General features: G+C 68.6%; 19 protein-coding genes. 5 read left to right on the top strand and 14 right to left on the bottom strand.

The features are described from left to right. Window positions 1-16: 16 nt before the first annotated feature. On the top strand, window positions 17-1,255 hold the full coding sequence (locus BM150_RS20135; RefSeq protein WP_092929082.1) for an FAD-dependent oxidoreductase: 1,239 nt from the start codon (window positions 17-19) through the stop codon (window positions 1,253-1,255). 121 nt (window positions 1,256-1,376) lie between these two features. Here BM150_RS20135 and BM150_RS20130 read toward each other — a convergent pair whose 3' ends face one another. The 8 genes from BM150_RS20130 to BM150_RS20095 form a co-directional block, all read right to left on the bottom strand. Then, window positions 1,377-2,159, bottom strand: coding sequence for a fumarylacetoacetate hydrolase family protein (locus BM150_RS20130; protein WP_092928960.1), 783 nt, complete (start codon window positions 2,157-2,159; stop codon window positions 1,377-1,379). A 68-nt stretch (window positions 2,160-2,227) separates the two neighbouring features. Continuing rightward, the gene (gene cimA / locus BM150_RS20125; protein ID WP_092928958.1) at window positions 2,228-3,913 is read right to left on the bottom strand and encodes a citramalate synthase; all 1,686 of its coding nucleotides are present in this window, start codon (window positions 3,911-3,913) and stop codon (window positions 2,228-2,230) included. Window positions 3,914-4,213: 300 nt separating this feature from the next. Further along, a complete protein-coding gene (locus BM150_RS20120) occupies window positions 4,214-5,257 on the bottom strand; it encodes a 3-isopropylmalate dehydrogenase (protein ID WP_092928956.1) in 1,044 nt (347 codons plus the stop codon). A gap of 403 nt (window positions 5,258-5,660) precedes the next feature. Then, complete coding sequence (gene serA / locus BM150_RS20115; protein ID WP_092928954.1) at window positions 5,661-7,256, bottom strand: phosphoglycerate dehydrogenase; 1,596 nt, start codon at window positions 7,254-7,256, stop codon at window positions 5,661-5,663. A gap of 234 nt (window positions 7,257-7,490) precedes the next feature. Beyond that, window positions 7,491-7,736, bottom strand: coding sequence for a DUF397 domain-containing protein (locus tag BM150_RS20110; RefSeq protein ID WP_092632193.1), 246 nt, complete (start codon window positions 7,734-7,736; stop codon window positions 7,491-7,493). 235 nt (window positions 7,737-7,971) lie between these two features. Next, window positions 7,972-8,967 carry a ketol-acid reductoisomerase gene (gene ilvC, locus BM150_RS20105; protein WP_092928952.1) on the bottom strand — a complete coding sequence of 332 codons (996 nt, stop codon included), beginning with the start codon at window positions 8,965-8,967 and terminating at the stop codon, window positions 7,972-7,974. A gap of 45 nt (window positions 8,968-9,012) precedes the next feature. Then, on the bottom strand, window positions 9,013-9,519 hold the full coding sequence (gene ilvN, locus BM150_RS20100; RefSeq protein WP_092632302.1) for an acetolactate synthase small subunit: 507 nt from the start codon (window positions 9,517-9,519) through the stop codon (window positions 9,013-9,015). A gap of 8 nt (window positions 9,520-9,527) precedes the next feature. Continuing rightward, complete coding sequence (locus tag BM150_RS20095; protein ID WP_092928950.1) at window positions 9,528-11,357, bottom strand: acetolactate synthase large subunit; 1,830 nt, start codon at window positions 11,355-11,357, stop codon at window positions 9,528-9,530. 330 nt (window positions 11,358-11,687) lie between these two features. On the opposite strand from BM150_RS20095, the gene BM150_RS20090 reads away from it, so the two are divergent. Together BM150_RS20090 and ilvD are read left to right on the top strand one after the other, a co-directional pair. Beyond that, window positions 11,688-12,338 (top strand): PH domain-containing protein, encoded by a 651-nt coding sequence (locus BM150_RS20090; RefSeq protein WP_092928948.1) that lies wholly within the window; start codon window positions 11,688-11,690, stop codon window positions 12,336-12,338. A gap of 158 nt (window positions 12,339-12,496) precedes the next feature. After that, window positions 12,497-14,341, top strand: coding sequence for a dihydroxy-acid dehydratase (gene ilvD, locus BM150_RS20085; protein ID WP_092928946.1), 1,845 nt, complete (start codon window positions 12,497-12,499; stop codon window positions 14,339-14,341). A 42-nt stretch (window positions 14,342-14,383) separates the two neighbouring features. On the opposite strand, the gene BM150_RS20080 is transcribed toward ilvD, so the two are convergent. Further along, window positions 14,384-15,136, bottom strand: coding sequence for a DoxX family protein (locus BM150_RS20080; protein ID WP_092928944.1), 753 nt, complete (start codon window positions 15,134-15,136; stop codon window positions 14,384-14,386). Between the two features lie 124 nt (window positions 15,137-15,260). Here BM150_RS20080 and BM150_RS20075 point away from each other — a divergent pair, with 124 nt between their 5' ends. Beyond that, window positions 15,261-16,454, top strand: coding sequence for a PQQ-dependent sugar dehydrogenase (locus BM150_RS20075; RefSeq protein WP_245755633.1), 1,194 nt, complete (start codon window positions 15,261-15,263; stop codon window positions 16,452-16,454). 73 nt (window positions 16,455-16,527) lie between these two features. Here the strand turns inward: BM150_RS20075 and gatB are convergent, their stop codons facing one another. The 4 genes from gatB to gatC are packed head-to-tail and all read right to left on the bottom strand — an operon-like array spanning window position 16,528 to window position 20,073. Then, a complete protein-coding gene (gene gatB, locus BM150_RS20070; protein ID WP_092928940.1) occupies window positions 16,528-18,036 on the bottom strand; it encodes an Asp-tRNA(Asn)/Glu-tRNA(Gln) amidotransferase subunit GatB in 1,509 nt (502 codons plus the stop codon). Next, complete coding sequence (locus tag BM150_RS20065) at window positions 18,033-18,227, bottom strand: hypothetical protein (RefSeq protein ID WP_092928938.1); 195 nt, start codon at window positions 18,225-18,227, stop codon at window positions 18,033-18,035. Before BM150_RS20065 ends, gatB begins: the two co-directional genes overlap by 4 nt. Further along, a complete protein-coding gene (gene gatA, locus BM150_RS20060) occupies window positions 18,227-19,774 on the bottom strand; it encodes an Asp-tRNA(Asn)/Glu-tRNA(Gln) amidotransferase subunit GatA (RefSeq protein ID WP_092928936.1) in 1,548 nt (515 codons plus the stop codon). The genes BM150_RS20065 and gatA overlap by 1 nt, the downstream gene beginning before the upstream one ends. After that, complete coding sequence (gatC, locus tag BM150_RS20055) at window positions 19,774-20,073, bottom strand: Asp-tRNA(Asn)/Glu-tRNA(Gln) amidotransferase subunit GatC (RefSeq protein ID WP_092929080.1); 300 nt, start codon at window positions 20,071-20,073, stop codon at window positions 19,774-19,776. Before gatC ends, gatA begins: the two co-directional genes overlap by 1 nt. A gap of 419 nt (window positions 20,074-20,492) precedes the next feature. On the opposite strand from gatC, the gene BM150_RS20050 reads away from it, so the two are divergent. Further along, on the top strand, window positions 20,493-21,146 hold the full coding sequence (locus BM150_RS20050; protein ID WP_092928934.1) for an ACT domain-containing protein: 654 nt from the start codon (window positions 20,493-20,495) through the stop codon (window positions 21,144-21,146). Between the two features lie 99 nt (window positions 21,147-21,245). On the opposite strand, the gene BM150_RS20045 is transcribed toward BM150_RS20050, so the two are convergent. Then, window positions 21,246-21,746 carry a GNAT family N-acetyltransferase gene (locus tag BM150_RS20045; protein ID WP_092929078.1) on the bottom strand — a complete coding sequence of 167 codons (501 nt, stop codon included), beginning with the start codon at window positions 21,744-21,746 and terminating at the stop codon, window positions 21,246-21,248. Window positions 21,747-21,753: the final 7 nt, after the last annotated feature.

Here is a 21,753-nt window from a genome sequence, read left to right as displayed (position 1 = left end):
CTTGGGAGGGATCGCGATGAAGCGGACCACCTGCTGCGTCGTCGGTGGAGGCCCCGCGGGGATGGTGCTGGGGCTGTTGCTCGCCCGCTCCGGAGTACACGTGACGGTGCTGGAAAAGCACGCGGACTTCCTGCGGGACTTCCGCGGTGACACGGTGCACCCCACGACGTTGGCGTTGCTGGACGAGCTCGGCCTCGCCGAGCGGTTCGCCGAACTGCCGCAGCGAAGGGTCAGCACGGTGATGTTGCCGATCGGGCCGGACGGCGAGTTCTACACGCTGGGTGATTTCGGTCGGCTACCGATCAAGTACAACTACATCGCCATGGTCCCGCAGTGGGACCTGCTCAATCTGCTGGCGGCGGAAGCGGCGAAGGAGCCGAACTTCGAGCTGCGCATGAACACCGAGGTGACCGGACTGGTGCGGGAACACGGCCGGGTGACGGGGGTCGACTACCGCACCGCCGACGGGGAGCACGGCCGGCTCCGGGCCAGCATCACGGTGGCCTGTGACGGCAGGGACTCCCTGGTCCGGCGTGAACTGGCCGACCAGCTCCGGATCCGGGACTTTCCGACTCCGATGGACGTGCAGTGGTTCCGGATTCCACGGCGGGAGGAGGACCCCGCCGGAGCGGTGGGCAACATCGGGAACGGCGCGTTCACCGTACTGCTGGACCGGGGGGACTACTTCCAGGTCGCCTCGGTCATAGCCAAGGGCTCCGACGCCGCCGAACGCGCCAACGACATCGGGAAGTTCAACGAATCGCTGCGGGCACGACTCGGCTGGCTCGACGACGGACGGGAACTCGTCCGGAGCTGGGAGGAGGTGAAGCTGCTGCACGTCACCCTGGACCGGCTGCGCCGCTGGCACGTTCCGGGACTGCTGTGCATCGGGGACGCGGCACACGCGATGTCACCGGTCGGCGGGATCGGTATCAACCTGGCGGTGCAGGACGCGGTGGCGGCCGCTCGTCACCTCGCGAAACCGCTGCGGCGGGGCGGACCGCGACGCAGGCACGTCGCGGCGATCCAACACACCCGCCAGCCCACGACCGCGCTCATCCAGGGACTGCAACGCACCATCCACGCCAACGTGGTCGAGCCCGCGCTGCGAGGGGAGATCGACTTCGGTCGACGCGCCAGACTGCCCTGGGCGCTCAAGCTGCTGCCGAGGCTTCCCTGGCTGCGCGCCGTTCCGCCGTACATCCTCGCCTACGGTGCCCGGCGGGAGCGCCCGCCGAAGGAGGCACTCCGCTGATTCCCGGAGAAGCTCGTTTCACCCGCGGTTCGGTCGGCTCACGGGTGAAACGAGCGCACTGCCGGTGGCGCCGTCGACCGGCCCGAAACGCGCGGATCGTGCCGCGGCTCGACAGCGGGGGTCAGGCCTGCTGCACCGGGTTGGTGAGTGTGCCGAGGCCGTCGATGGAAACCGAGACCTTCTGGCCGGCCCGCATCGGCCCCACCCCGGACGGCGTTCCGGTCAGGATCACGTCACCGGGCAACAGGGTCATGACCCGGGAGACGAACGAGATCAGCCCGGCCACATCGTGCGTCAACAGCGAGGTGCGGGACTCCTGGCACAACTCGCGGTCGAGCTCGGTGCGCAACCCCAGGTCGGAGGGGTCAACGGTGGTGTCGATCCACGGCCCCAGCGGGCAGAAGGTGTCGTAGCCCTTCGCCCTGGTCCACTGCCCGTCGGCCCGTTGCTGGTCCCTGGCCGTGACGTCGTTGGCGATCGTGTATCCGAGCACCACGTCGGTTCCCCTGGCCTCGGGCACGTCCTTGCAGGGCTGGCCGATCACCGCGGCCAGCTCGCCCTCGTAGTCGACCCGTTCGGAGTTCGGCGGCATCTTGATCGGGGCGCTCGGGCCGATCACGGATGTCGAAGGCTTCATGAACAGCACCGGATTCTCCGGCACCTCTCCACCCATCTCCCGCGCGTGCTCGGCGTAGTTCTTACCCACGCAGATCACCTTGGTCGGCAGGATGGGCGCCAACAGCCGCACATCGGCCATCGGCCACTTACGACCGGTGAACGTCGGCTCCCCGAACGGATGCTGGTCGATCTCGACGGCGAGCACCTTCTCACCGGGGGATTTGGGGTCCGGCTCCAATGCCACGAACGAGACCCCTTCGGGCTGAGCAACACGTGCCAGGCGCAAACGAAACCTCCGTCATCAACTGTCCGCCGAACAGCTTACGTGCGGGGGGACTACGCCCCAGTTCCTGGTCACCTCGTGTTGGGGGTACCGACCTCCGCCGCCTCACGCCGGTGGATCGCCTTGTGGGCGAACGCGTCGCACAGCGCGTACCAGCTCGCTTCCACGATGTTGCCGTGCACGCCCACGGTGCTCCACTCGCGGTGTTCGTCCCGCGACTCGACGAGCACCCTGGTGACGGCATCGGTGCCGGAGGCGTCGGTGAGAATCCGCACCTTGTAGTCCACCAGCTCGACCTCGTCCAACCACGGCAGTCGAGGCACCAGTGCCTTGCGCAGCGCGGCGTCCAGCGCGTTGACGGGACCGTTTCCCTCGGCGGTGGCGATGACGCGTTCCCGCAGCACGTGCAACTTGACCGTCGCCTCCGAGACCACCTGGCCGTCGGGACGGTGGTCGAGCGAGACCCGGTAGGACTCCAGTTCGAAGGGAGCGCCGAACGACACGTCTTCCGAGGCGTCGACGTCCGCTTCCGCCGCGGTGCCGTCGGCCAGCTCCATCTCACGACGCAGCAGCAGCTCCAGCGAGGCGTCGGCCCCTTCGAAGGACCACCCTCGTGCTTCCAGTTCCTTGACCCGCCGCACCGCGCCGGTGATGGCGTCCGGAGCCGCGCTCAGGTCCAGTCCCAGTTCGGCTGCCTTGAGCTCCAGGCTGGCGCGCCCGGACATCTCGGTGACGAGCACGCGCATTCCGTTGCCGACGCGCTCGGGGTCGATGTGGTTGTACAGTTCGGGGTCCACTTTGATCGCGCTGGCGTGCAGCCCGGCCTTGTGGGCGAAGGTGGAGCCTCCCACGTACGCCTGGTGGGTGTCCGGCGCGATGTTGGCGATCTCGGCGAGCGCGTGCGAGACCCGGCTGAGCTCGGACAGGTTGCCCTCGGGCAGCACGGGCAGTCCCAGTTTCGTCTCCAGATTGCCGATGACGGGGAACAGGTCGGCGTTGCCGGCCCGCTCTCCGTAACCGTTGGCGGTGCACTGCACGTGCGTAACCCCCGCCTGCACCGCGGCGAGCGTGTTGGCGACGGCGCAGCCGGTGTCGTCCTGGCAGTGGATGCCCAACCGGAAACCGGTACGACGGCCGATCTCCTCCACCGTTTCGGCCAGCGCTGTCGGCAGCTGTCCACCGTTGGTGTCGCACAGGCACACCAGATCGGCCCCCGCGTGCACGGCCGCGTCGAGCATCCGCAGGGCGGTGTCCGGATCGTGGGCGTACCCGTCGAAGAAGTGCTCGGCGTCCAGGAACACGCGTCTGTCGTGCTCGGTCAGGTACCGGACCGTGTCGGCGATCATGGCACCGTTCTCGGCCACGTCGGTACGCAACGCGCGTTCGATGTGCCTGCTGTCGGACTTGGCGACCAACGTGACCGCGGGAGCGCCCGATTCGAGCAGCGCGGCCACCTGGTCGTCCTGCTGTACGGGAACACCGGGGCGGCGTGTGGAGCCGAACGCGGTGAGCACGGCGTGCCGAAGGTCGAGCTCGCCGGCGGTGGCCCGGCGAAAGAACTCGGTGTCCTTCGGCAACGCACCGGGCCAACCGCCTTCGATGAAGCCCACGCCGAGACTGTCCAGGATGCGGGCGACCGCGAGCTTGTCGGCCACCGAGTAGGAGATGCCTTCGCGCTGCGCGCCGTCGCGAAGCGTCGTGTCGTAGACGTGAAACGTGTCCGCCTGTGGGGTCCCTGCCGGGCTGGTACGGGTCACTGTCCCTCCAGAAGGGCGGTGATGATCGGGCCGGTCGGGGCTGGAACGGCCCGTTGTGGCTGTCGTGGACACAAAAAAGACCCCCCGCGAATGCGAGAGGTCTGCGCGCCGGGTCCGCGGAGTCGAGTCACCCGGCGCGCTTGCCAATAATGCCCGTCGTGTACTGGAGCATGCCGCAATGCTCGCACATCGCGGACACGCTCCAAGCAGTGGGCCTTTCTTCCCACGATACGGACAACCGGGGTGTCCGTGCCACGCCCCGTCAGCGACGCGGCCGATCCGGCCGGACGCGGCGGGGAATCACACCTGCTGCACGACTTCCCGCGCCGAAACCAGCGCGGCGAGCCGATCACCGATGGCGTGCGTGGCCCCCGGTGCGGAGTGATCGCGCGTGGCCAGATCGAAGGCGACCGAGGCCTGCACCCTCCTCGCCGCCTCGGCGTAACCGACGTGGTCGAGCAGCAGCGCGACGGACAGCACCGCCGCCGTGGGGTCCGCGATGGCCTGACCGGCGATGTCGGGCGCACTGCCGTGCACCGGTTCGAACATGCTCGGATTGCGCCGCGTGGCGTCGATGTTCCCGCTGGCGGCCCTGCCGATACCGCCGGTCACCGCACCGGCCAGATCGGTGATGATGTCACCGAAGAGGTTGTCGGTGACGATCACGTCGAACCGGGCGGGATCCTGTACCAGATGGATCGTGGTGGCGTCGACGTGCTCGTAGTTCACCGTGACGTCCGAGTACTGCAACGACAGCTCCTCGACCACTCGGGACCACAGTGATCCGGCGTGGCTGAGCACGTTGGTCTTGTGCACCAGGGTCAGATGCTTGCGCGGACGCGCGGCGGCCCTCGCGAACGCGTCGCGGACCACACGCTCCACGCCGAAGGCGGTGTTGAGACTCACCTCGGTCGCCACTTCCTGTGGCGTGTCCTTGCGGAGCAGCCCCCCGTTGCCCGCGTAGGGGCCTTCGGTGCCTTCCCGGACGACGACCATGTCGACCTCACCGGGATCGGCGATCGGACTCTGCACTCCCGGATAAAGCCGCGCCGGACGCAGATTCACGTGGTGGTCGAGTTCGAAACGCAGCCGCAACAGCAATCCGCGTTCCAGAATCCCGCTCGGCACCGACGGATCACCCACCGCACCGAGCAGAATCCCGTCGTGCTCGCGCAACTCACCCAACACGGACTCCGGAAGTAGCTCCCCGGTGTTGTGCCAGCGAGCGGCGCCCAGATCGTAGCGAGTGATCTCGGTTTCGGGGACCACTTCCCCGAGCACCTTCAGCGCCTCGGCCACCACTTCCGGCCCGATCCCGTCACCTGGGATCACAGCGAGCCGCATGCACACCTCCCGAGTCCTACCCCCAATTTGGGGCTGAAACGTTGTGCCGCAGGCTACCGTGCTTCGATGTCGCTCAGGCACGCCGGACCCCAATACTGGACGTCACCTCCCGAACAGTGGGACACCCGATCGGGGGAATGTCACCCGCACAGGGGGTGTTCGGAGGTCGAAAACGTGCCGCTGAACAGCGGGTACACCCTTCGGACACCGTGCCGAGAACTCGTTCCGGGCGGCTGTCCGCGCTCCGCGCGGACAGCTTCAGCACCCCGGAGAACGAGAAACGGGGGCCGCCGCGTGCAGCGGCGACCCCCGAAGGATCCGGCGGAAGTACCCACCGGTCACACGAGGTGATCCGGTACGGGCCCCGGGTGATACGCGGTCCGAGCGGGACCGCTGAATCGGCTCACTCGAAACTGACGGTACGCACGGTCTTGGCTCCGACGGCGGCACCGATCGGCTCGAGCACACCAGCGTCGACCGGACGGTCCACGCGCAGCAGCATGATCGCGTCCGAACCGTCCGAGGTCTGGCTGATCTGCGCGGCCTCGATGTTCGTCCCGACCTCGCCGAGCAGCGTCCCGACCTTGCCCATGACACCGGGGCGGTCCGGGTACTCCAGCAGCAGGACGCTGCCCTCGGCACGCAGGTCGAAGTGCCTGCCGTTGACCTCGACGAGCTTCTCCACCTGGTTCGGACCGTCCAGAGCACCCGAGACGACGCCCGTACGGCCGTCGGACAGCACGGCGCGCACCGAGACCACGCTGCGGTGGCTCGCGCTCTCCGGAGCGGTCTTGACGTCGATGTCCACCCCGAGGTCCTCGGCGAGTTGCGGGGCGTTGACGAAGGTGACCTGACTCTCCACCGCACCGGAGAAGACACCGCGCAGCGCGGCCAGCGGCAGCACGGAGACGTCCTCGTCGGCGAGCTCGCCCCTGGCCTCGACCGTGACGGAGGTCGGCGTGCTGCCGAGCACAGCGGCCAGCAACGATCCCAGCTTCTGGGTCAGCGGCAGGTAGGGACGGACCTCCTCGCCGACGGCACCGCCCTGCACGTTGACCGCGTCGGGAACGAAGTCACCACGCAGCGCCTGCAGCGTGGAATGGGCCACGTCAGTACCGGCACGGTCCTGGGCCTCGGCGGTGGAAGCACCCAGGTGCGGGGTCGCGACCACGTTGGACAGCTCGAACAGCGGGCTGGAGGTCGTGGGCTCGGTGCTGTAGACGTCGATACCCGCACCACCGAGGTGTCCGCTGCGCAGGGACTCGGCGAGCGCGTCCTCGTCGATGAGCCCACCGCGCGAGGCGTTGACGATGATCGCGCCCTGCTTGGTCTTCTTGAGTTCCTCCGCACCGATGAGGCCGAGCGTCTCGGCGGTCTTCGGCAGGTGGATCGACATGGCGTCGGCGCGCTGCAGCAGCTCCTCGAGGCTGACCAGCTCGATGCCGAGCTGGGCGGCACGCGCGGCCGAGACGTAGGGATCGTAGGCGATCAGCTTGGCGCCGAAGGCCTCCAGCCGCTGCGCGACGAGCTGGCCGATCTTGCCGAGACCGATGACACCGACGGTCTTGTCGTTGATCTCCACGCCGCTGAGCGCACTGCGCTTCCACTCACCGGCACGCAGGCTGGCATCGGCCACGGCCACGTTGCGGGAGACCGCCAGCAGCAGCGCGATCGCGTGCTCGGCGGCCGAGACGATGTTGGAGGTGGGGGCGTTGACGACCATGATGCCGCGTTCGGTGGCGGCGGGAACCTCGACGTTGTCCAGTCCCACCCCCGCACGGGCGACGACCTTCAGCCGCGTGCTGGCCGAGTAGACCTCGGCATCGACTTTCGTCGCCGAACGGACCAGCAGCGCGTCGGCGTCGGCAACGGCTTCGAGCAGTGCCGGGCGGTCGGTGCCGTCGACGTGACGGATCTCGACCTCGTCTCCGAATGCTTCCAGCACCGAAGGGGCCAGCTTCTCGGCGATCAGGACGACAGGACGGCTTGCGTTGGTCACGGGCGCGCTCCAGTAACAGAGATCAGGGTCGAAGCAAGGCACGCCATTGTGCCGGGCTGGTGCAGCAGTTTAACGCTGATATGAGAATCCGTTCACACAAGTGTTGGACGTATCACCGTAACGCTACGGCATCCCAACACGACCGTGTAGCGGAAACAAGACCGAAACAGCCGCACACGGGCTCCGTGGACGGTTCGGGAGTTCACCCGCCTCGCGGCGGAGCGAGCCGGCGGCTCACGGTTCGTCGAACTCGCCGTCCTTGGCGCCCGCCACGAAGGCGTCCCACTCCTCCGGGGTGAACACCAGCACGGGCCCCTCCGGATCGGCTCCGTTGCGCATGCCGATGTAACCGTCCACGAAGGCGATCTCCACGCCCGGTTCGTCATCGTCGTCGGTACTGGTGATCCACTCGGCGTTGGTGAAGTCGAGCTCGTCCCTGATGTGGGCTTTGTCGTCGACCGGTTGCGTTTCCTCACTCACGGTGTGGATATTAGCGCGCCGCGCGAGTCCCCCGTGACGCCCGGGATCCCTCCGAAAAAACCGTGGGGCGGCCCCGAGTCACTTCGGGGCCGCCCCACGAGGCGGCGAATCGCCCGAACGGCCCCTCGGCGGGGTCTCCGGTCGGGTTTGTCGAGCTACTCGCTCGGCGGAACCTCCCGCAGGCTCTGGACCTCCCGCAGGCTCTGGCCGCGAGGGGCCGGCATCGGGTGGGTGGTCAGCCCTTGGTCCAGGACATCAGGGAGCGAAGCCGCTTGCCGACCTCTTCGATCTGGTGCTCGTTGCCCGCTGCCTGCAGCTTGTTGAACTCGGGCCTGCCCGCTTCGTCCTCGGCCACCCACTCCTTCGCGAAGGAGCCGTCCCGGATCTCGGCGAGGACCTGCCGCATCGAGTCCTTGACGTGCTCGTCGATGACCCGGGGACCGCGGGTGAGGTCACCGTACTCGGCGGTGTCACTGCAGGAGTACCGCTGCCCGGCGATACCGCCCTCCCACATCAGGTCCACGATCAGCTTCAGCTCGTGCAGCACCTCGAAGTAGGCGATCTCCGGCTGGTAACCGGCCTCGACCAGAACCTCGAAACCGGACTGCACCAGCGCGCTCGTTCCACCGCAGAGCACGGCCTGCTCACCGAAGAGGTCGGTCTCGGTCTCCTCGGTGAAGGTGGTCCTGATGACCCCGGCGCGCGCGCCGCCGATACCGGCGGCGTAGGCGAGTGCCAGCTGCTGCGCCCCGCCGCTGGGGTCCTGCTCCACCGCGATCAGGCACGGCACTCCCTTGCCGTCCACGAACTGACGGCGCACCAGGTGGCCGGGTCCCTTGGGGGCGACCATGGCGACATCCACGTCGGAGGGCGGCTGGATCAGCCCGTAGCGGATGTTGAACCCGTGTCCGAAGAACAGCGCGTCTCCGCTGTTGAGATTGGGCGCGATGTCGTCGGCGTAGATCCGACGCTGCTTGGTGTCCGGCGCGAGGATCATGATCAGATCCGCCTCGGCGGCCGCCTCCGAGGGAGTGACCACCCGCAGCCCCTCCTCGGCGACCTTCTCGCGCGACTTGGAGTTCTCCGGCAGGCCGATCCGGACGTCGACACCGCTGTCCCGCAGGCTGAGCGCGTGCGCGTGCCCCTGGCTGCCGTAGCCGATGATGGCGACCTTGCGCGACTGCACCCGGCCGAGGTCGGCATCCGCCTCGTAGAAGATCTCAGTTGCCATTACCGTTAGTGTTCCTTTCTGTAGCGAATCCGCGCCGTACGCGGGTCAACGCACCGCGGTTGCCGTGATGGAGCGCGCTCCCCTACCGATGGCGACCATGCCGGACTGGACCATCTCGCGGACGCCGTAGGGCTCGAGCATGCGCAGCAGGGCGTCGAGTTTGTCGGTGTCCCCGGTGGCCTCGATGGTCAGCGCCTCCGGGGAGGCGTCGACGACCTTGGCCCGGAACAACTGCACGGTCTCCAGGACCTGACTGCGCACCGAGGCATCGGCCCGCACCTTGACCAGCAGCAGTTCGCGCTGCACCGAGGACTCGGGCTCCAACTCGACGATCTTGATGACGTTGATCAGCTTGTTGAGCTGCTTGGTGACCTGTTCCAGCGGTTGCTCCTCCACCGAGACCACGATGGTCATCCGGGAGATCTCCGGGTGCTCGGTGGGGCCGACGGCCAGGGATTCGATGTTGAAGCTGCGCCGGGAGAACAGTCCGGAGACTCGGGAGAGCACACCGGGGACGTTTTCCACCAGCACGCTGAGTGTGTGTCGACTCATCGGTGTGTTCACCCCTCGTCGTCGAACAGTGGGCGGATTCCGCGAGCGGCCATGATCTCGTCGTTGCCGGTGCCGGACGCGACCATCGGCCAGACCTGGGCGTCCTTGCCCACAACGAAGTCGATGACCACGGGTCGGTCGTCGACGGCCATGGCCCGCTCGATGACGCTGTCCACGTCGGAGGCGGCCTCACACCGCATTCCCACACCGCCGAGCGCCTCGGCCAGCATCGCGAAATCGGGAATCCGGTGGTTGTGGGTGCCGAGGTCACTGTGTGAGTAGCGCTCGGCGTAGAACAGGTTCTGCCACTGCCGAACCATACCGAGATTGCCGTTGTTGATGACGGCGACCTTGATCGGCAACTGTTCGATGGCGCAGGTGGCCAGTTCCTGGTTGGTCATCTGGAAACAGCCGTCGCCGTCGATGGCCCACACCTGCCGACCGGGGCTACCGGCCTTCGCGCCCATGGCAGCGGGCACCGCGTAGCCCATCGTTCCCAGACCGCCGGAGTTGAGCCAGCTGCGGGGCCGCTGGTAGCCGATGAACTGGGCGGCCCACATCTGGTGCTGTCCCACCCCCGCGGTGTAGACGGCCTCGGGACCCGCCAGAGCACCGATGCGTTCGATCACGTACTCCGGCGACAGCGTGCCGTCCTCCGGCCAGTCGTAGCCCAGCGGGAAGCGGTCCCGCCAGTCGCCGAGCTGGCTCCACCACTGCGCGAGGTCCGGGGCGCCGTGCTCCGCTTCGGCGGTGTCCACGGCGTCGATGAGTTCGGAGATGACCTCCTTGCAGTCCCCGACGATGGGCACGTCGGCGACCCGGTTCTTGGAGATCTCCGCCGGATCGATGTCGGCGTGCACGACCTTGGCCTCCGGAGCGAAATCCGACAGCCGACCGGTCACCCTGTCGTCGAACCGGGTTCCCAGCGCGAGCAGCAGGTCGGAACGCTGCATCGCGGCGACCGCCGAGACGGTGCCGTGCATGCCGGGCATGCCGAGGTGCAACGGGTGCGTGTCCGGGAAGACCCCGCGCGCCATCAGTGTGGTCACCACCGGAATGCCGGTGCGCTCGGCGAGCTTGGTCAACTCCTCGGCGGCGTCGGCCTTGACCACACCGCCCCCCACGTACAGCACCGGCCGCTGCGCCGAGGCCATCAGCCGGGCCGCTTCCCTGACCTGCTTGCCGTGCGGTTTACCGACCGGGCGGTAACCGGGCAGCCGCTGTTCGGGGGGCCAGGCGAAGGAGGTGGCGAGTTGTTGCACGTCCTTGGGGACGTCGACCACGACGGGGCCGGGACGGCCGCTGGAGGCGATGTAGAACGCCTCCGCGATGGTCCGCGGGATCTCGTCGGGATCGGTGACCAGGAAGTTGTGCTTGGTGACCGGCAGCGTGATGCCGCAGATGTCGGCTTCCTGGAACGCGTCGGTACCGATCTGTCCGGTGGACTGCTGCCCGGTGATCGCCACCAGCGGCACCGAGTCCATGTGCGCGTCGGCCAGCGCGGTGACCAGGTTGGTCGCCCCGGGCCCGGAGGTCGCCATGCAGACCCCGGTCTTGCCGGTGGCCTGGGCGTATCCGGTAGCGGCGTGTCCGGCCGCCTGCTCGTGCCGAACCAGTACGTGACGAACCTTCGTCGAGTCCAGCAGCGGATCGTAAGTGGGCAGGATCGTACCGCCCGGGATACCGAACACCACTTCGCAACCCACCGCTTCCAGCGAGCGGACGAGGGACTGCGCACCGGTGGCTCTTACCGGCGCCCCGTTGGGCGGAGCTGGTTTCGGACGCTGCCCCGGTGATGCCTCCGGGGCCGGATTCTGCCTGGTGTTGGCGCTGGTCATCGATTCTGCCTCGTGGTCGATGAATGGGGCCGGGCACGAAAAAACCCCCGCCGGCACAGGGCCGAACGAGGGTTGGCGCGTCGACGTTTCGTACTCCTCAGGCGTCGACGCGCCCGGGAAGTACGAGAATGTCGTTACTGCGCTGCATGGCTCGAACATTAGACCCGGCACGACAGCCAAGTCAAACCTACGGGAAGAAGTTCCCGCATGGTGGACACCAACGGGTGACAGGGCGCACGAAGCGGGCAGTCCCGGCGCACGGACGGAAGGACTCCCCCGGTAGCACCCACTCCCCGGAAAGGCGAACTGCGCAGCTGAGACCATCGAACGGTGAACGACTCCCAGGAAAACGACCGACCTTCCGAGCCGGAGGCACGGGAGGAACCGCCCCGGCCGGAAACCACCGGGACGGAGGAGCAGCGAGCGGACTCCGCGAACGAGTCCGGGACCGAGTCCGACTCCGGACACGAGGCCACCTCCGAGACGGGGGACACCGGCGAGACCACGGCAGGGGCACCGGACGCCACGACCGAGCGGGAACCGGAACACCCCCCGGAGGGCGACTCCGAGCAGGCGGAGCCTCCCGAACTGCCCTCCCGCCTGGTTTTCCGGATCACGCGGGTGGGCCTGCTGGTGATCCTCGTGGTCGCGTTCTGCATCAGCCCGATCGCGGCGTCGTTGCCCCCGCTGTCCGTGCTGTACCTGATACCGCTGGGCCTGATCGTCTGGTTGGTCCGGACGCGCACCGTCGTCGACGAGTCCGGCATCACGGCGCGGACCCTCACCGGAAGGACCCGGATGGACTGGTCCGACATCAGGGCGCTGCGACTCGACGAACGGCACTGGGTGCGCGCGGTGACCACTTCGGACCGCGAGGTTCGGCTGCCCGCGATCCGGGTCCGGGACGTCCCCCGGTTGGCCGTGATGAGCCGCGGCCGGATACAGGACCCGAGCCGCCCCAAGGACGCCGACGCGGATTGACGCCGTGCGGCTCTCTCACTGTGTGGACACCACCAGGGCACTCACGAGCACGAGCGACACCGGAGTAGTGTCGTGCTCACCGCGAACTCCCGGCGCCCACAAGGCGTGACCGCGTCCGCCCGCGCGGCGGTATTCCCACGAAGTGAGAGCTTTCCATCATGCCCGAGTTGCGTTCCCGAACGACGACACACGGTCGAAACGCCGCAGGCGCCCGCTCGCTGTGGCGTGCCACCGGAATGACCGACAACGACTTCGGCAAACCGATCGTGGCGATCGCCAACTCCTTCACCCAGTTCGTACCGGGCCACGTCCACCTCCGCGACCTGGGCGAGGTGATCGCCGGAGCGGTTCGCGAGGCGGGCGGTGTCCCCCGGGAGTTCCACACCATCGCGATCGACGACGGCATCGCCATGGGACACAGCGGAATGCTGTACTCACTGCCTTCCCGCGAGATCATCGCGGACTCGGTGGAGTACATGGTCAACGGGCACCAGGCGGACGCGCTCGTCTGCCTGTCGAACTGCGACAAGATCACCCCGGGGATGCTCAACGCCGCCATGCGGCTGAACATCCCCACGGTCTTCGTCTCGGGCGGGCCGATGGAGGCGGGCAAGGCGGTCGTGGTCGACGGTGTCGCCCACGCTCCGACCGACCTGATCACCACGATCGCCGCGTCGGCGAACTCGCGGGTGGACGAGGAAGGACTGAGCGAGGTGGAGCGCTCGGCCTGCCCCACCTGCGGTTCCTGCTCGGGCATGTTCACGGCCAACTCGATGAACTGCCTGACCGAGGCGCTGGGGCTGGCGCTGCCCGGCAACGGTTCGACGCTGGCCACCCACCGGTTCAGGCGCGACCTGTTCGAGCGCGCGGGCCGCACGGTGGTCGAGATCGCCGAGCGGTGGTACCGGCACGACGACGAATCCGTGCTGCCGCGTTCGATCGCGAACGAGCGGGCGTTCGAGAACGCGTTGGCACTGGACATGGCCATGGGCGGCTCGACCAACACGGTGCTGCACACCCTCGCCGCCGCACGCGAGGGCGAGATCGACTTCACGCTCTCCGACATCGAGCGGATCAGCCGCGACGTCCCCTGCCTGGCCAAGGTCAGCCCGAACTCCAACTACCACATGGAGGACGTGCACCGGGCGGGCGGCATCACGGCGATCCTGGGTGAGCTCGACCGCGGCGGGCTGTTCAACCGGGAGGTCCGTTCGGTGCACAGCCCGAGCCTGCAGTCCTGGTTGTCCGAGTGGGACGTGCGCGGCGAGAGCCCCGCCGAGCACGCCTCGGAGCTCTTCCACGCCGCTCCCGGCGGAGTCCGCACCACGGAGGCGTTCTCCACGGACAACCGCTGGTCCGCGCTGGACACCGACGCGGTGGAGGGGTGCATCCGCGACGTCGCGCACGCCTATACCGCCGACGGCGGGCTGGCCGTGCTGCGGGGCAATCTGGCCGAGGACGGTGCGGTGGTCAAAACGGCCGGTGTCGACGAGGAACTCTGGGTCTTCCAGGGGACAGCCCGGGTTCTGGAGAGCCAGGAGCAGGCCGTCTCGGCGATCCTGAACAGGGAGATCGAAGCGGGCGACGTGCTGGTGATCCGCTACGAGGGCCCGTCGGGTGGCCCCGGTATGCAGGAAATGCTGCACCCGACCGCTTTTCTCAAGGGCGCCCGGATGGACCGCGAGTGCGCACTGATCACGGACGGGAGGTTCTCCGGGGGGACCTCGGGCCTGTCCATCGGGCACATCTCCCCGGAAGCGGGCAACGGCGGCACGATCGGGCTGGTCCAGGACGGTGACGAGATCCGCATCGACGTGGGCGAGCGGAAACTCGAACTGCTGGTGGACGAGCGCACCCTGGCCGAGCGCCGGGCCAAGATGGAAAGCTCCGAACACCCCTGGCAACCGGTGGACCGACAGCGCCGGGTCAGTACGGCGCTGCGTGCCTACGCGAGCCTGGCCACCTCCGCCTCCTACGGAGCCGTTCGGAGCGTCGGCGGCTGAACCGGACGTGGGCGGCGGGGTTCCGGCCCCGCCGACCAGGGTTCACCGGAACACGAAGAACACCACCGCGGCGGCCGCCACCGCCAGCAGCAGTCCCACGAAACCACTGGCGACCGGACGTCGGAACCAGAAGCGTCCGTTGTCCGCCGCCACTCGTCCAGGCCCCGCGAACAGCAGCGCCAGGGCCACGACACCGAGCAACGCCGGATACTCGACACCGCCGTTTTCCAGGAAGAACCCGCTGGAACGCTGGACGACCACCACGTTGAGCATCACACCGAGCAACCCCGCCGCGGCCAGCGGTGTGAACAGCCCGAGCAGCAGCAGGATCCCCGCGCCGAACTCCACCCCACCCGTGACGGTGGCGAGCAGTTGCGGTTCTCGGAAGCCCATGCCGGCCAGCATGTCCGCGGTTCCCTCCGGACCCCGCCCACCGAGCACGCCGAAGAGTTTCCGCGCGCCGCGGCTGATGAACACGACCCCCAGCGCCAATCGCAACACCAGCAGCGCGAAGTCCGCACCGCCGTTCCAGCGACGCCGGTTCACCGAGTCGGCGAACTCGTCGTAGAGGTCGAGGTCGCGCTGCGAGGCGGGGTCTCCCACGTCGGTGTAGGCATCGTCGTCGTAGTAGTCGAGTTCGACGGATCCGGTACCGGTGGAACTGCCGTACGTGCGTGTCGAGACCTGTTCCCGCTCCGGAACGGTCCAGCCACCCTGCGGTTCCCGGACATCACGGTGATACTGATCATCGGGATACCCGCCCGCGGAATCGGGGCGGTCATCGTGGATTCGCACGGCGAAAGGCTAGGACATTCTCCACGAAATGTGCGAGCTTTTCGGAAAAATCGACGGCGGGAGCGCAGGGAGTGCTCGCGGCACTCACTCCGGGTTAACCGGTGACGCGATATGGTCTGCGACCGTGGCAGTCCGAACCGGCGACCGACACCAGCGCTTCCGTGCGCCGCGCCGATACGCGGCGGTCGGGACGGCGTTGGTCGCAGCCGTCCTGACCGGTGGTTGTGCGGAGTTCCCCGACCAGCACCCGAAGCAGTGGCGGGAACAGCCCTCGTTGCGGCCGCAGGCCGGTCCACAACCGCGCGCCGAAGGACCTCAACAACCTCCCGGAGCGGAGGACACCGAGAGCTCGCCCTCCGAACAGGCCGAGCCGGACGGCTGCGACGACCCCGACCCCGCCGTCGTGGCTACCTGTCTCGGGGCGGTGGGAGACGTGGCCGTACTGCCCGGTGGCCGGGGTGCTCTCGTCGGTGAGCGCAAGACGGGCAGGATCATGCTGGTCGAACGGGACTCCGACCCTCGGCAGCTGGCCAGTGTCGACGTCGACGCCACCGGCGATGGCGGACTCACCGGCCTGACTCTCTCGCCGAGCTATGCCGAGGACGGCCTCGCCTACGCCTATGTCACCACCCCCACCGACAACCGGGTGATCCGCATCGCGCCGGATGATCCTCCGGAACCCATCCTGACCGGTATTCCGCGCGGCCCCAGCGGCAACGCGGGCGCCATCACGACGAGCGGCTCGGACGCGCTGCTCGTCGCCACGGGCAACGCGGGGTCCCCGGACAAGACGGACGAACGCTCCGTGCTGACCGGCAAGGTGCTGCGGATCGACACTTTCGGCGATCCCGCCCAGGACAACCCCGATCCGGGTTCACCGGTGATCGCGGAAGGGCTGAGTTCGCCCGGCGGCGTGTGCAGCCCACCGAACAGTTCCACTTTCTGGGTGACGGATCGGCGTGCCGAGCGGGACGTGCTGCTGCGCGGCTCACCCGACGAGGAACTGAGCGGCCCCAAGTGGTCCTGGCGGACGAGCCCCGGCGTGGCGGGCTGCGCCGCCGGCGGTGGGCTGATCGTGGTGGCACTGACCGACGCCTCGGCCGTCTACACCATGCGTCCCGGGCCGGAGGGAACGTTCACCGGCGAACCGGAACGAGCACTGGAGGACACCTACGGTCGGCTGCGCGCGGCCAGCAGCGGACCGAACGGGCTGCTGTGGCTCGGCACCGCGAACAAGGCGGGCGGTGATCCCGTCTCCAGCGACGACAGGGTGATCCGCATCGAACCGCCCAACGGGGGGACAGCGGGCAAGGAGTGACCGTCTCCCCGCGCCACCGCACGTGGCTCGGGGAGACGGTCACGCCGGTGTGCGCGTCACACCGGCCCGGTCCTCACTGCTGGCCGCAGGCGGCCAGCACCAGTTCGCGGACCCGCTTGGCGTCCGCCTGTCCCTGGGTGGCCTTCATGACGGCCCCCACGATCGCGCCCGCGGCCTGCACCTTGCCGCCGCGGATCTTCTCCGCCGCGTCGGGCTGGGCCGCCAAGGCCTCGTCCACCGCGGCCTGCAACGAGGAGTCGTCGGAGACGACCTCGATGCCGTCGGCGGCGATCACCTCGTCCGGCTCGCCCCGGTCCTCGAGCACCCCGTCGATCACCTGACGGGCCAGTTTGTGCGTGAGCTTGCCCTCACCGACCAGCTCGATCACCCGGGCCACCTGGGCTGGTGTGACCGAGAGCTCCGCGAGCTCCACGCCGCGCTCGTTGGCGCGCTGGCTCAGGTAGGCGACCCACCACGAGCGCGCCTCCGAGGGCGAGGCACCGGCGTCCACGGTGGCCGCGACGAGGTCCAGCGCCGAGGCGTTGACCAGATCGCGCAGCTCCTCGTCAGACAGGCCCCACTGCTCCTGGACCCGCCTGCGCCGTTCCCAGGGCATCTCGGGAAGCGTGCCGCGCAGCTGCTCCACCCACTCCCGCGAGGGGGCGATCGGAACGAGATCGGGTTCGGGGAAGTAGCGGTAGTCCTCGGCCTCCTCCTTGCGCCTCCCCGATGAGGTCTCACCGGTGGACTCGTCGAAGTGCCTGGTCTCCTGAACGATCTCGGAACCGTTCTCCAGCAGGGACGCCTGCCTGCGCATCTCGAAACGCACCGCCCGCTCGATGCTGCGGAACGAGTTGACGTTCTTCGTCTCGGTGCGGGTGCCGAACCCGCTCTCCCCCTTCGGGGTCAACGAGACGTTGGCGTCGCAACGCAACGAGCCCTGATCCATTCGAACGTCCGAAACGCCCATCGAACGCAGCAGATCCCGCAGCGCGGTCACGTAGGCACGAGCGATCTCGGGAGCACGTTCCCCGGCACCGGTGATCGGCTTGGTGACGATCTCGATGAGCGGCACACCCGCACGGTTGTAGTCCAGCAGCGAGTGCTCGGCACCGTGGATCCTGCCGGAGGCACCGCCGACGTGCGACGACTTGCCGGTGTCCTCCTCCATGTGGGCCCGTTCGATGCCCACGCGGAAGGTCTCACCGTCGTCGAGCACGACGTCGAGACCACCGTCGAACACGATCGGCTCGTCGTACTGCGAGGTCTGGAAGTTCTTGGGCATGTCCGGATAGAAGTAGTTCTTCCGCGCGAACCTGCACCACTCCGCCACCTGGCAGTCCAGGGCCAGACCGATCCTGATGGCCGATTCCACGGCCGAGCCGTTGACGACCGGCAGCGCGCCCGGCATGCCCAGGCACACCGGGCAGACCCGCGTGTTCGGCTCGGCGCCGAACTCGTTGGCGCAACCGCAGAACATCTTGGTGGCCGTGGAGAGCTCGACGTGCACCTCGAGCCCGAGCACCGGGTCGAAACGTCGCAGAACCTCGTCGTAGTCCATGATCTCGGCGACAGCTGTCATTCCCGTTCCGCCTTACGTACCTCGCGAACGGCCAACGCCACTCCGGTGATCAACCCGAGAACGGTGACGATCGCGTCCGCCATCACCAGTCGATCGTTGTCCTCGCGCGCCTGGCGGATCTTGCCACGCAGACCGATGCCGCGGGACAGCTCCGCGCCGACGGCGAGCAGGGCTCGCAACTTGGGATTCATCAGGCGACCTCCAACCGTGGAACACGGTCGAGCAGGGAAACTTCCGAAGCCGCGTCGCGTGCCGCCTCGTAGGCGGCACCCACGCGGTAGAGCCGGTCATCGGCCATGGCGGGCGCCATGATCTGCAGACCGACGGGCATACCGTCCTCGGCGGAGAGCCCCGACGGCACGCTCATGGCGGCGTTGCCGGCGAGATTGCTCGGAATGGTGCACAGGTCCGCGCGGTACATGGCCATCGGGTCGTCGACACGTTCCCCGATGCGGAAGGCGGTGGTGGGGGTCGTGGGTGAGACCAACACGTCCACCTGCCCGAAAGCCGCCTCGAAATCCCTGGTGATCAGGGTGCGAACCTTCTGCGCCTGGCCGTAGTAGGCGTCGTAGTAGCCGGACGAGAGCGCGTAGGTGCCGAGCATGATACGACGCTTGACCTCGGGACCGAAGCCCTGCTCCCGAGTCAGCGACATGACCTCCTCGGTGCTGCGGGTGCCGTCGTCGCCGACCCGCAGCCCGTAGCGCATCGCGTCGAACCGCGCGAGGTTCGAGGAGCACTCGCTGGGCGCGATCAGGTAGTAGGCCCCGAGGGCGTACTCGAAGTGCGGGCAGGAGACCTCGACGACCTCGGCACCGAGCGAGGTGAGCGTGTCCACGGCGGTGCGGAACGAGTCCCGCACACCCTGCTGGTAGCCCTCGCCGCCGAACTCGCGGACGACTCCCACGCGCACCCCGCGCAGATCTCCGTCCGCTCCTTCCCGTGCGGCCGCGGTCACCTTCGGAACCGGCGCGTTCACCGAGGTGGAGTCCATCGGATCGTGCCCGGCGATGACCTCGTGCAGCATCGCGGCGTCCAGCACCGTACGCCCGCACGGTCCCGCCTGGTCCAGCGAGGAGGAGAACGCGACCAGGCCGTAGCGGGACACCCCGCCGTAGGTGGGCTTGACGCCCACGGTCCCGGTGACCGCGGCGGGCTGCCGGATGGAGCCCCCCGTGTCGGTGCCGATCGCCAGCGGCGCCTCGAACGCCGCCAGCGCGGCCGAGGAGCCTCCCCCGGAACCACCGGGGATCCGGTCGGTGTCCCACGGGTTGCGGGTCGGGCCGAACGCGGAGTTCTCGGTCGACGACCCCATGGCGAACTCGTCCATGTTGGTCTTGCCGAGGACGACCACACCCGCGTCGCGGAGCCTGGCCGCCACGGTCGAGTCGTACGGCGGTGTCCAGCCCTCCAGCATCCTGGAGCCGCAGGTGGTCGGCATGTCGGTGGTGGTGAGCACGTCCTTCAGCGCCAGCGGCACACCGGCCAGCGGAGAGGCCGGGGTGCCGTTGGCACGCTGCTCGTCGGCCCGCCGGGCGGCGTCCAGCGCCGCTTCGCGGTCGACGTGCAGAAAGGCGTGCACCGCCGGTTCGATCGCCTCGATACGGTCCAGGTGCGCGCGGGTGACCTCGACGGCGGACACCTCGCCCGCGGCGATCTTGGCGGCCAGTTCGGAGGCGGCGAGACCGGTGAGTTCGGTCGAACCAGGCCCGTCCGGGACTGATGTGGTCGAGGACATCACGCCTCCTCGTTGAGAATCCTGGGTACTCGGAACCTGTTTTCCTCGGTGGCGGGCGCCCCGGCGAGTGCTTCCCCGCGGGAGAGCCCGTCGCGCACCTCGTCCGTTCGGAAAACGTTGGTGACCGGTACCGCGTGGGACGTGGGCGGTATTTCGTCGGCGGCCACTTCGCCGACCCTGGCTACCGAATCGAGGATCACGTCCAACTGGCCTGCGAACGTGTCGAGCTCATCCTCGGATACGGCCAGCCGGGCGAGGCCGGCGAGGTGAGCCACCTCGTCACGGGAAATCGTGGACAATGCGCGGGCCCCCTGATCGTGTCCGGTTCGTTCGGGTATCCGGTCGTTTCCGGCTACCACGCGTGTTCGAGTCGAATGCCTGCACGCCACCCGCGCGGCACGGACCGATCAGGGGCGCGGGAACGGTGCCGACCGTCCCGCTCCCGCTGATCACTGAACCGATTCGCTCGGGTCGCCGAACAGGCTTCGAAAGGTGACAACGAGTCTATGGGCAGCGACCACCACCACCAACGGGTGGTCACACCCGGGCATCGGGATCGTTTCGGGCCGGTGTGCATCCAGCGGTGTCGTCCCGGGGGAGCGTCGTGTCTGCCACAATTTGGCCGGTCCGCTCCACACGAGGGCCCCGAGCCGCTCGTGCGAACCGGTCCGGCGCGGACGGCGAGGTGCCGCGCACGATGCTGGAGGCGTGAGAACCGGTGTCCTTCCTCATCCGGGTCCAGGTTCCGGACCGTCCCGGCGCACTCGGGTCGGTGGCGAGCGCGCTGGGCGAGATCGAGGCCGACATCCTCAGCGTGGATGTCGTCGAGCGGAGCAGCGAGGCCGCCATCGACGACCTCATCGTGGAGCTTCCCTCCGGAAGGCTGCCGGACGTGCTGATCACGGCCGCGGAGTCGGTGGAAGGCGTTCGCGTGGACGCGGTGCGGCCCTATGCGGGCATACTGGACACCCACCGCGAGCTGGAGCTGGTCGAGGAGATCGCCGCGGAACCGGCGCGGGGACTCCAGCTGTTCGCCGAGGGCGTACCCCGGATCATTCGCTCGGGATGGGCGATGATCTTCGGTAACCGCGCGGGCGGGGCGGAGCACCTGGCGGCCAGCACCTCGGCACCGGAGGACGAGTACCTGCGGTTACCGTGGATGCCGTTACCCAGGGCCACCGTGCTGGACGGGGACGAGTCCTGGGTACCGGGCACCTGGCGGGAACTGGGTACCGAGCTGGCCGCCACGCCGATAGGCAAACCCGACCTGGTGCTGCTGGCGGGCAGGCCGGGCGGGCCGATGTTTCGCACCTCCGAGGTCGCCCGGCTGGCGCACCTGGCGGGCATCGTCTCGGTGGTGCTGGACGGCTGAGCACGACCGCACCGCCCGGAAGGAGGCCACGAACGGTCGTGCGGATGCACCGGTGACCCGGGTATCACGCACGGCCGGGGACGCGGGAGCCCGGAGGCCTCACCGGGCCGGATCAAGGACGTAGGCGAGCAACCTGACGGCCGGGAACGGCTCCCAGTCGTGCTCGGGAAGGCGGTGGAACCCCTTCCGCTCGTACAACCGGTGCGCGACCGTCATGGACCGGTCGCTGTACAACACGACCCGCTCCCAGGACTCCGCGGCCGCCAGCTCGATCACCCGGTCGACCAGAGCGGCACCCACACCGCTGCCCGCCGCTTCCGGTGCCACGGCCAACATCCGGAACTCCAGTTCGCCGGGCCGCGCGAGCTCGGTGTACTCGCTGCCGTGGCGGGCCACTGTGACCGTGCCGCACACCTTGTCGCCGTGCACCGCCACGAGCAGTTCCGCCTTGGCGGCGCGGTCGGCGGCGTCGCGGAGCGACGTGAGGTAGTGCGTGTTCTCGGCGGGGATGTGCCCGCCCTCCAGGTAGGCACGCGCCGTCAGCTCACCGACGGTGTCGAACTCGGCGGGCAGCGCCCGTCTGATGGTCACGCTCTCCATGCGGTCG

It is taken from the genome of Actinopolyspora alba (assembly GCF_900112765.1).
Taxonomy (GTDB): domain Bacteria; phylum Actinomycetota; class Actinomycetes; order Mycobacteriales; family Pseudonocardiaceae; genus Actinopolyspora; species Actinopolyspora alba.
Note: the sequence above shows the minus strand (reverse complement) of the source record. Positions and strands in the feature narration are given on the sequence as shown.

Coding starts and splice junctions, on each gene's coding strand:
- BM150_RS20135 (WP_092929082.1), top strand. CDS start 17: ATGAAGCGGACCACCTGCTGCGTCGTCGGTGGAGGCCCCGCGGGGATG.
- BM150_RS20120 (WP_092928956.1), bottom strand. CDS start 5,257: ATGCGGCTCGCTGTGATCCCAGGTGACGGGATCGGGCCGGAAGTGGTG.
- ilvC (WP_092928952.1), bottom strand. CDS start 8,967: ATGGCAACTGAGATCTTCTACGAGGCGGATGCCGACCTCGGCCGGGTG.
- ilvN (WP_092632302.1), bottom strand. CDS start 9,519: ATGAGTCGACACACACTCAGCGTGCTGGTGGAAAACGTCCCCGGTGTG.
- BM150_RS20095 (WP_092928950.1), bottom strand. CDS start 11,357: ATGACCAGCGCCAACACCAGGCAGAATCCGGCCCCGGAGGCATCACCG.
- ilvD (WP_092928946.1), top strand. CDS start 12,497: ATGCCCGAGTTGCGTTCCCGAACGACGACACACGGTCGAAACGCCGCA.
- gatB (WP_092928940.1), bottom strand. CDS start 18,036: ATGACAGCTGTCGCCGAGATCATGGACTACGACGAGGTTCTGCGACGT.
- BM150_RS20065 (WP_092928938.1), bottom strand. CDS start 18,227: ATGAATCCCAAGTTGCGAGCCCTGCTCGCCGTCGGCGCGGAGCTGTCC.
- gatA (WP_092928936.1), bottom strand. CDS start 19,774: ATGTCCTCGACCACATCAGTCCCGGACGGGCCTGGTTCGACCGAACTC.
- BM150_RS20045 (WP_092929078.1), bottom strand. CDS start 21,746: ATGGAGAGCGTGACCATCAGACGGGCGCTGCCCGCCGAGTTCGACACC.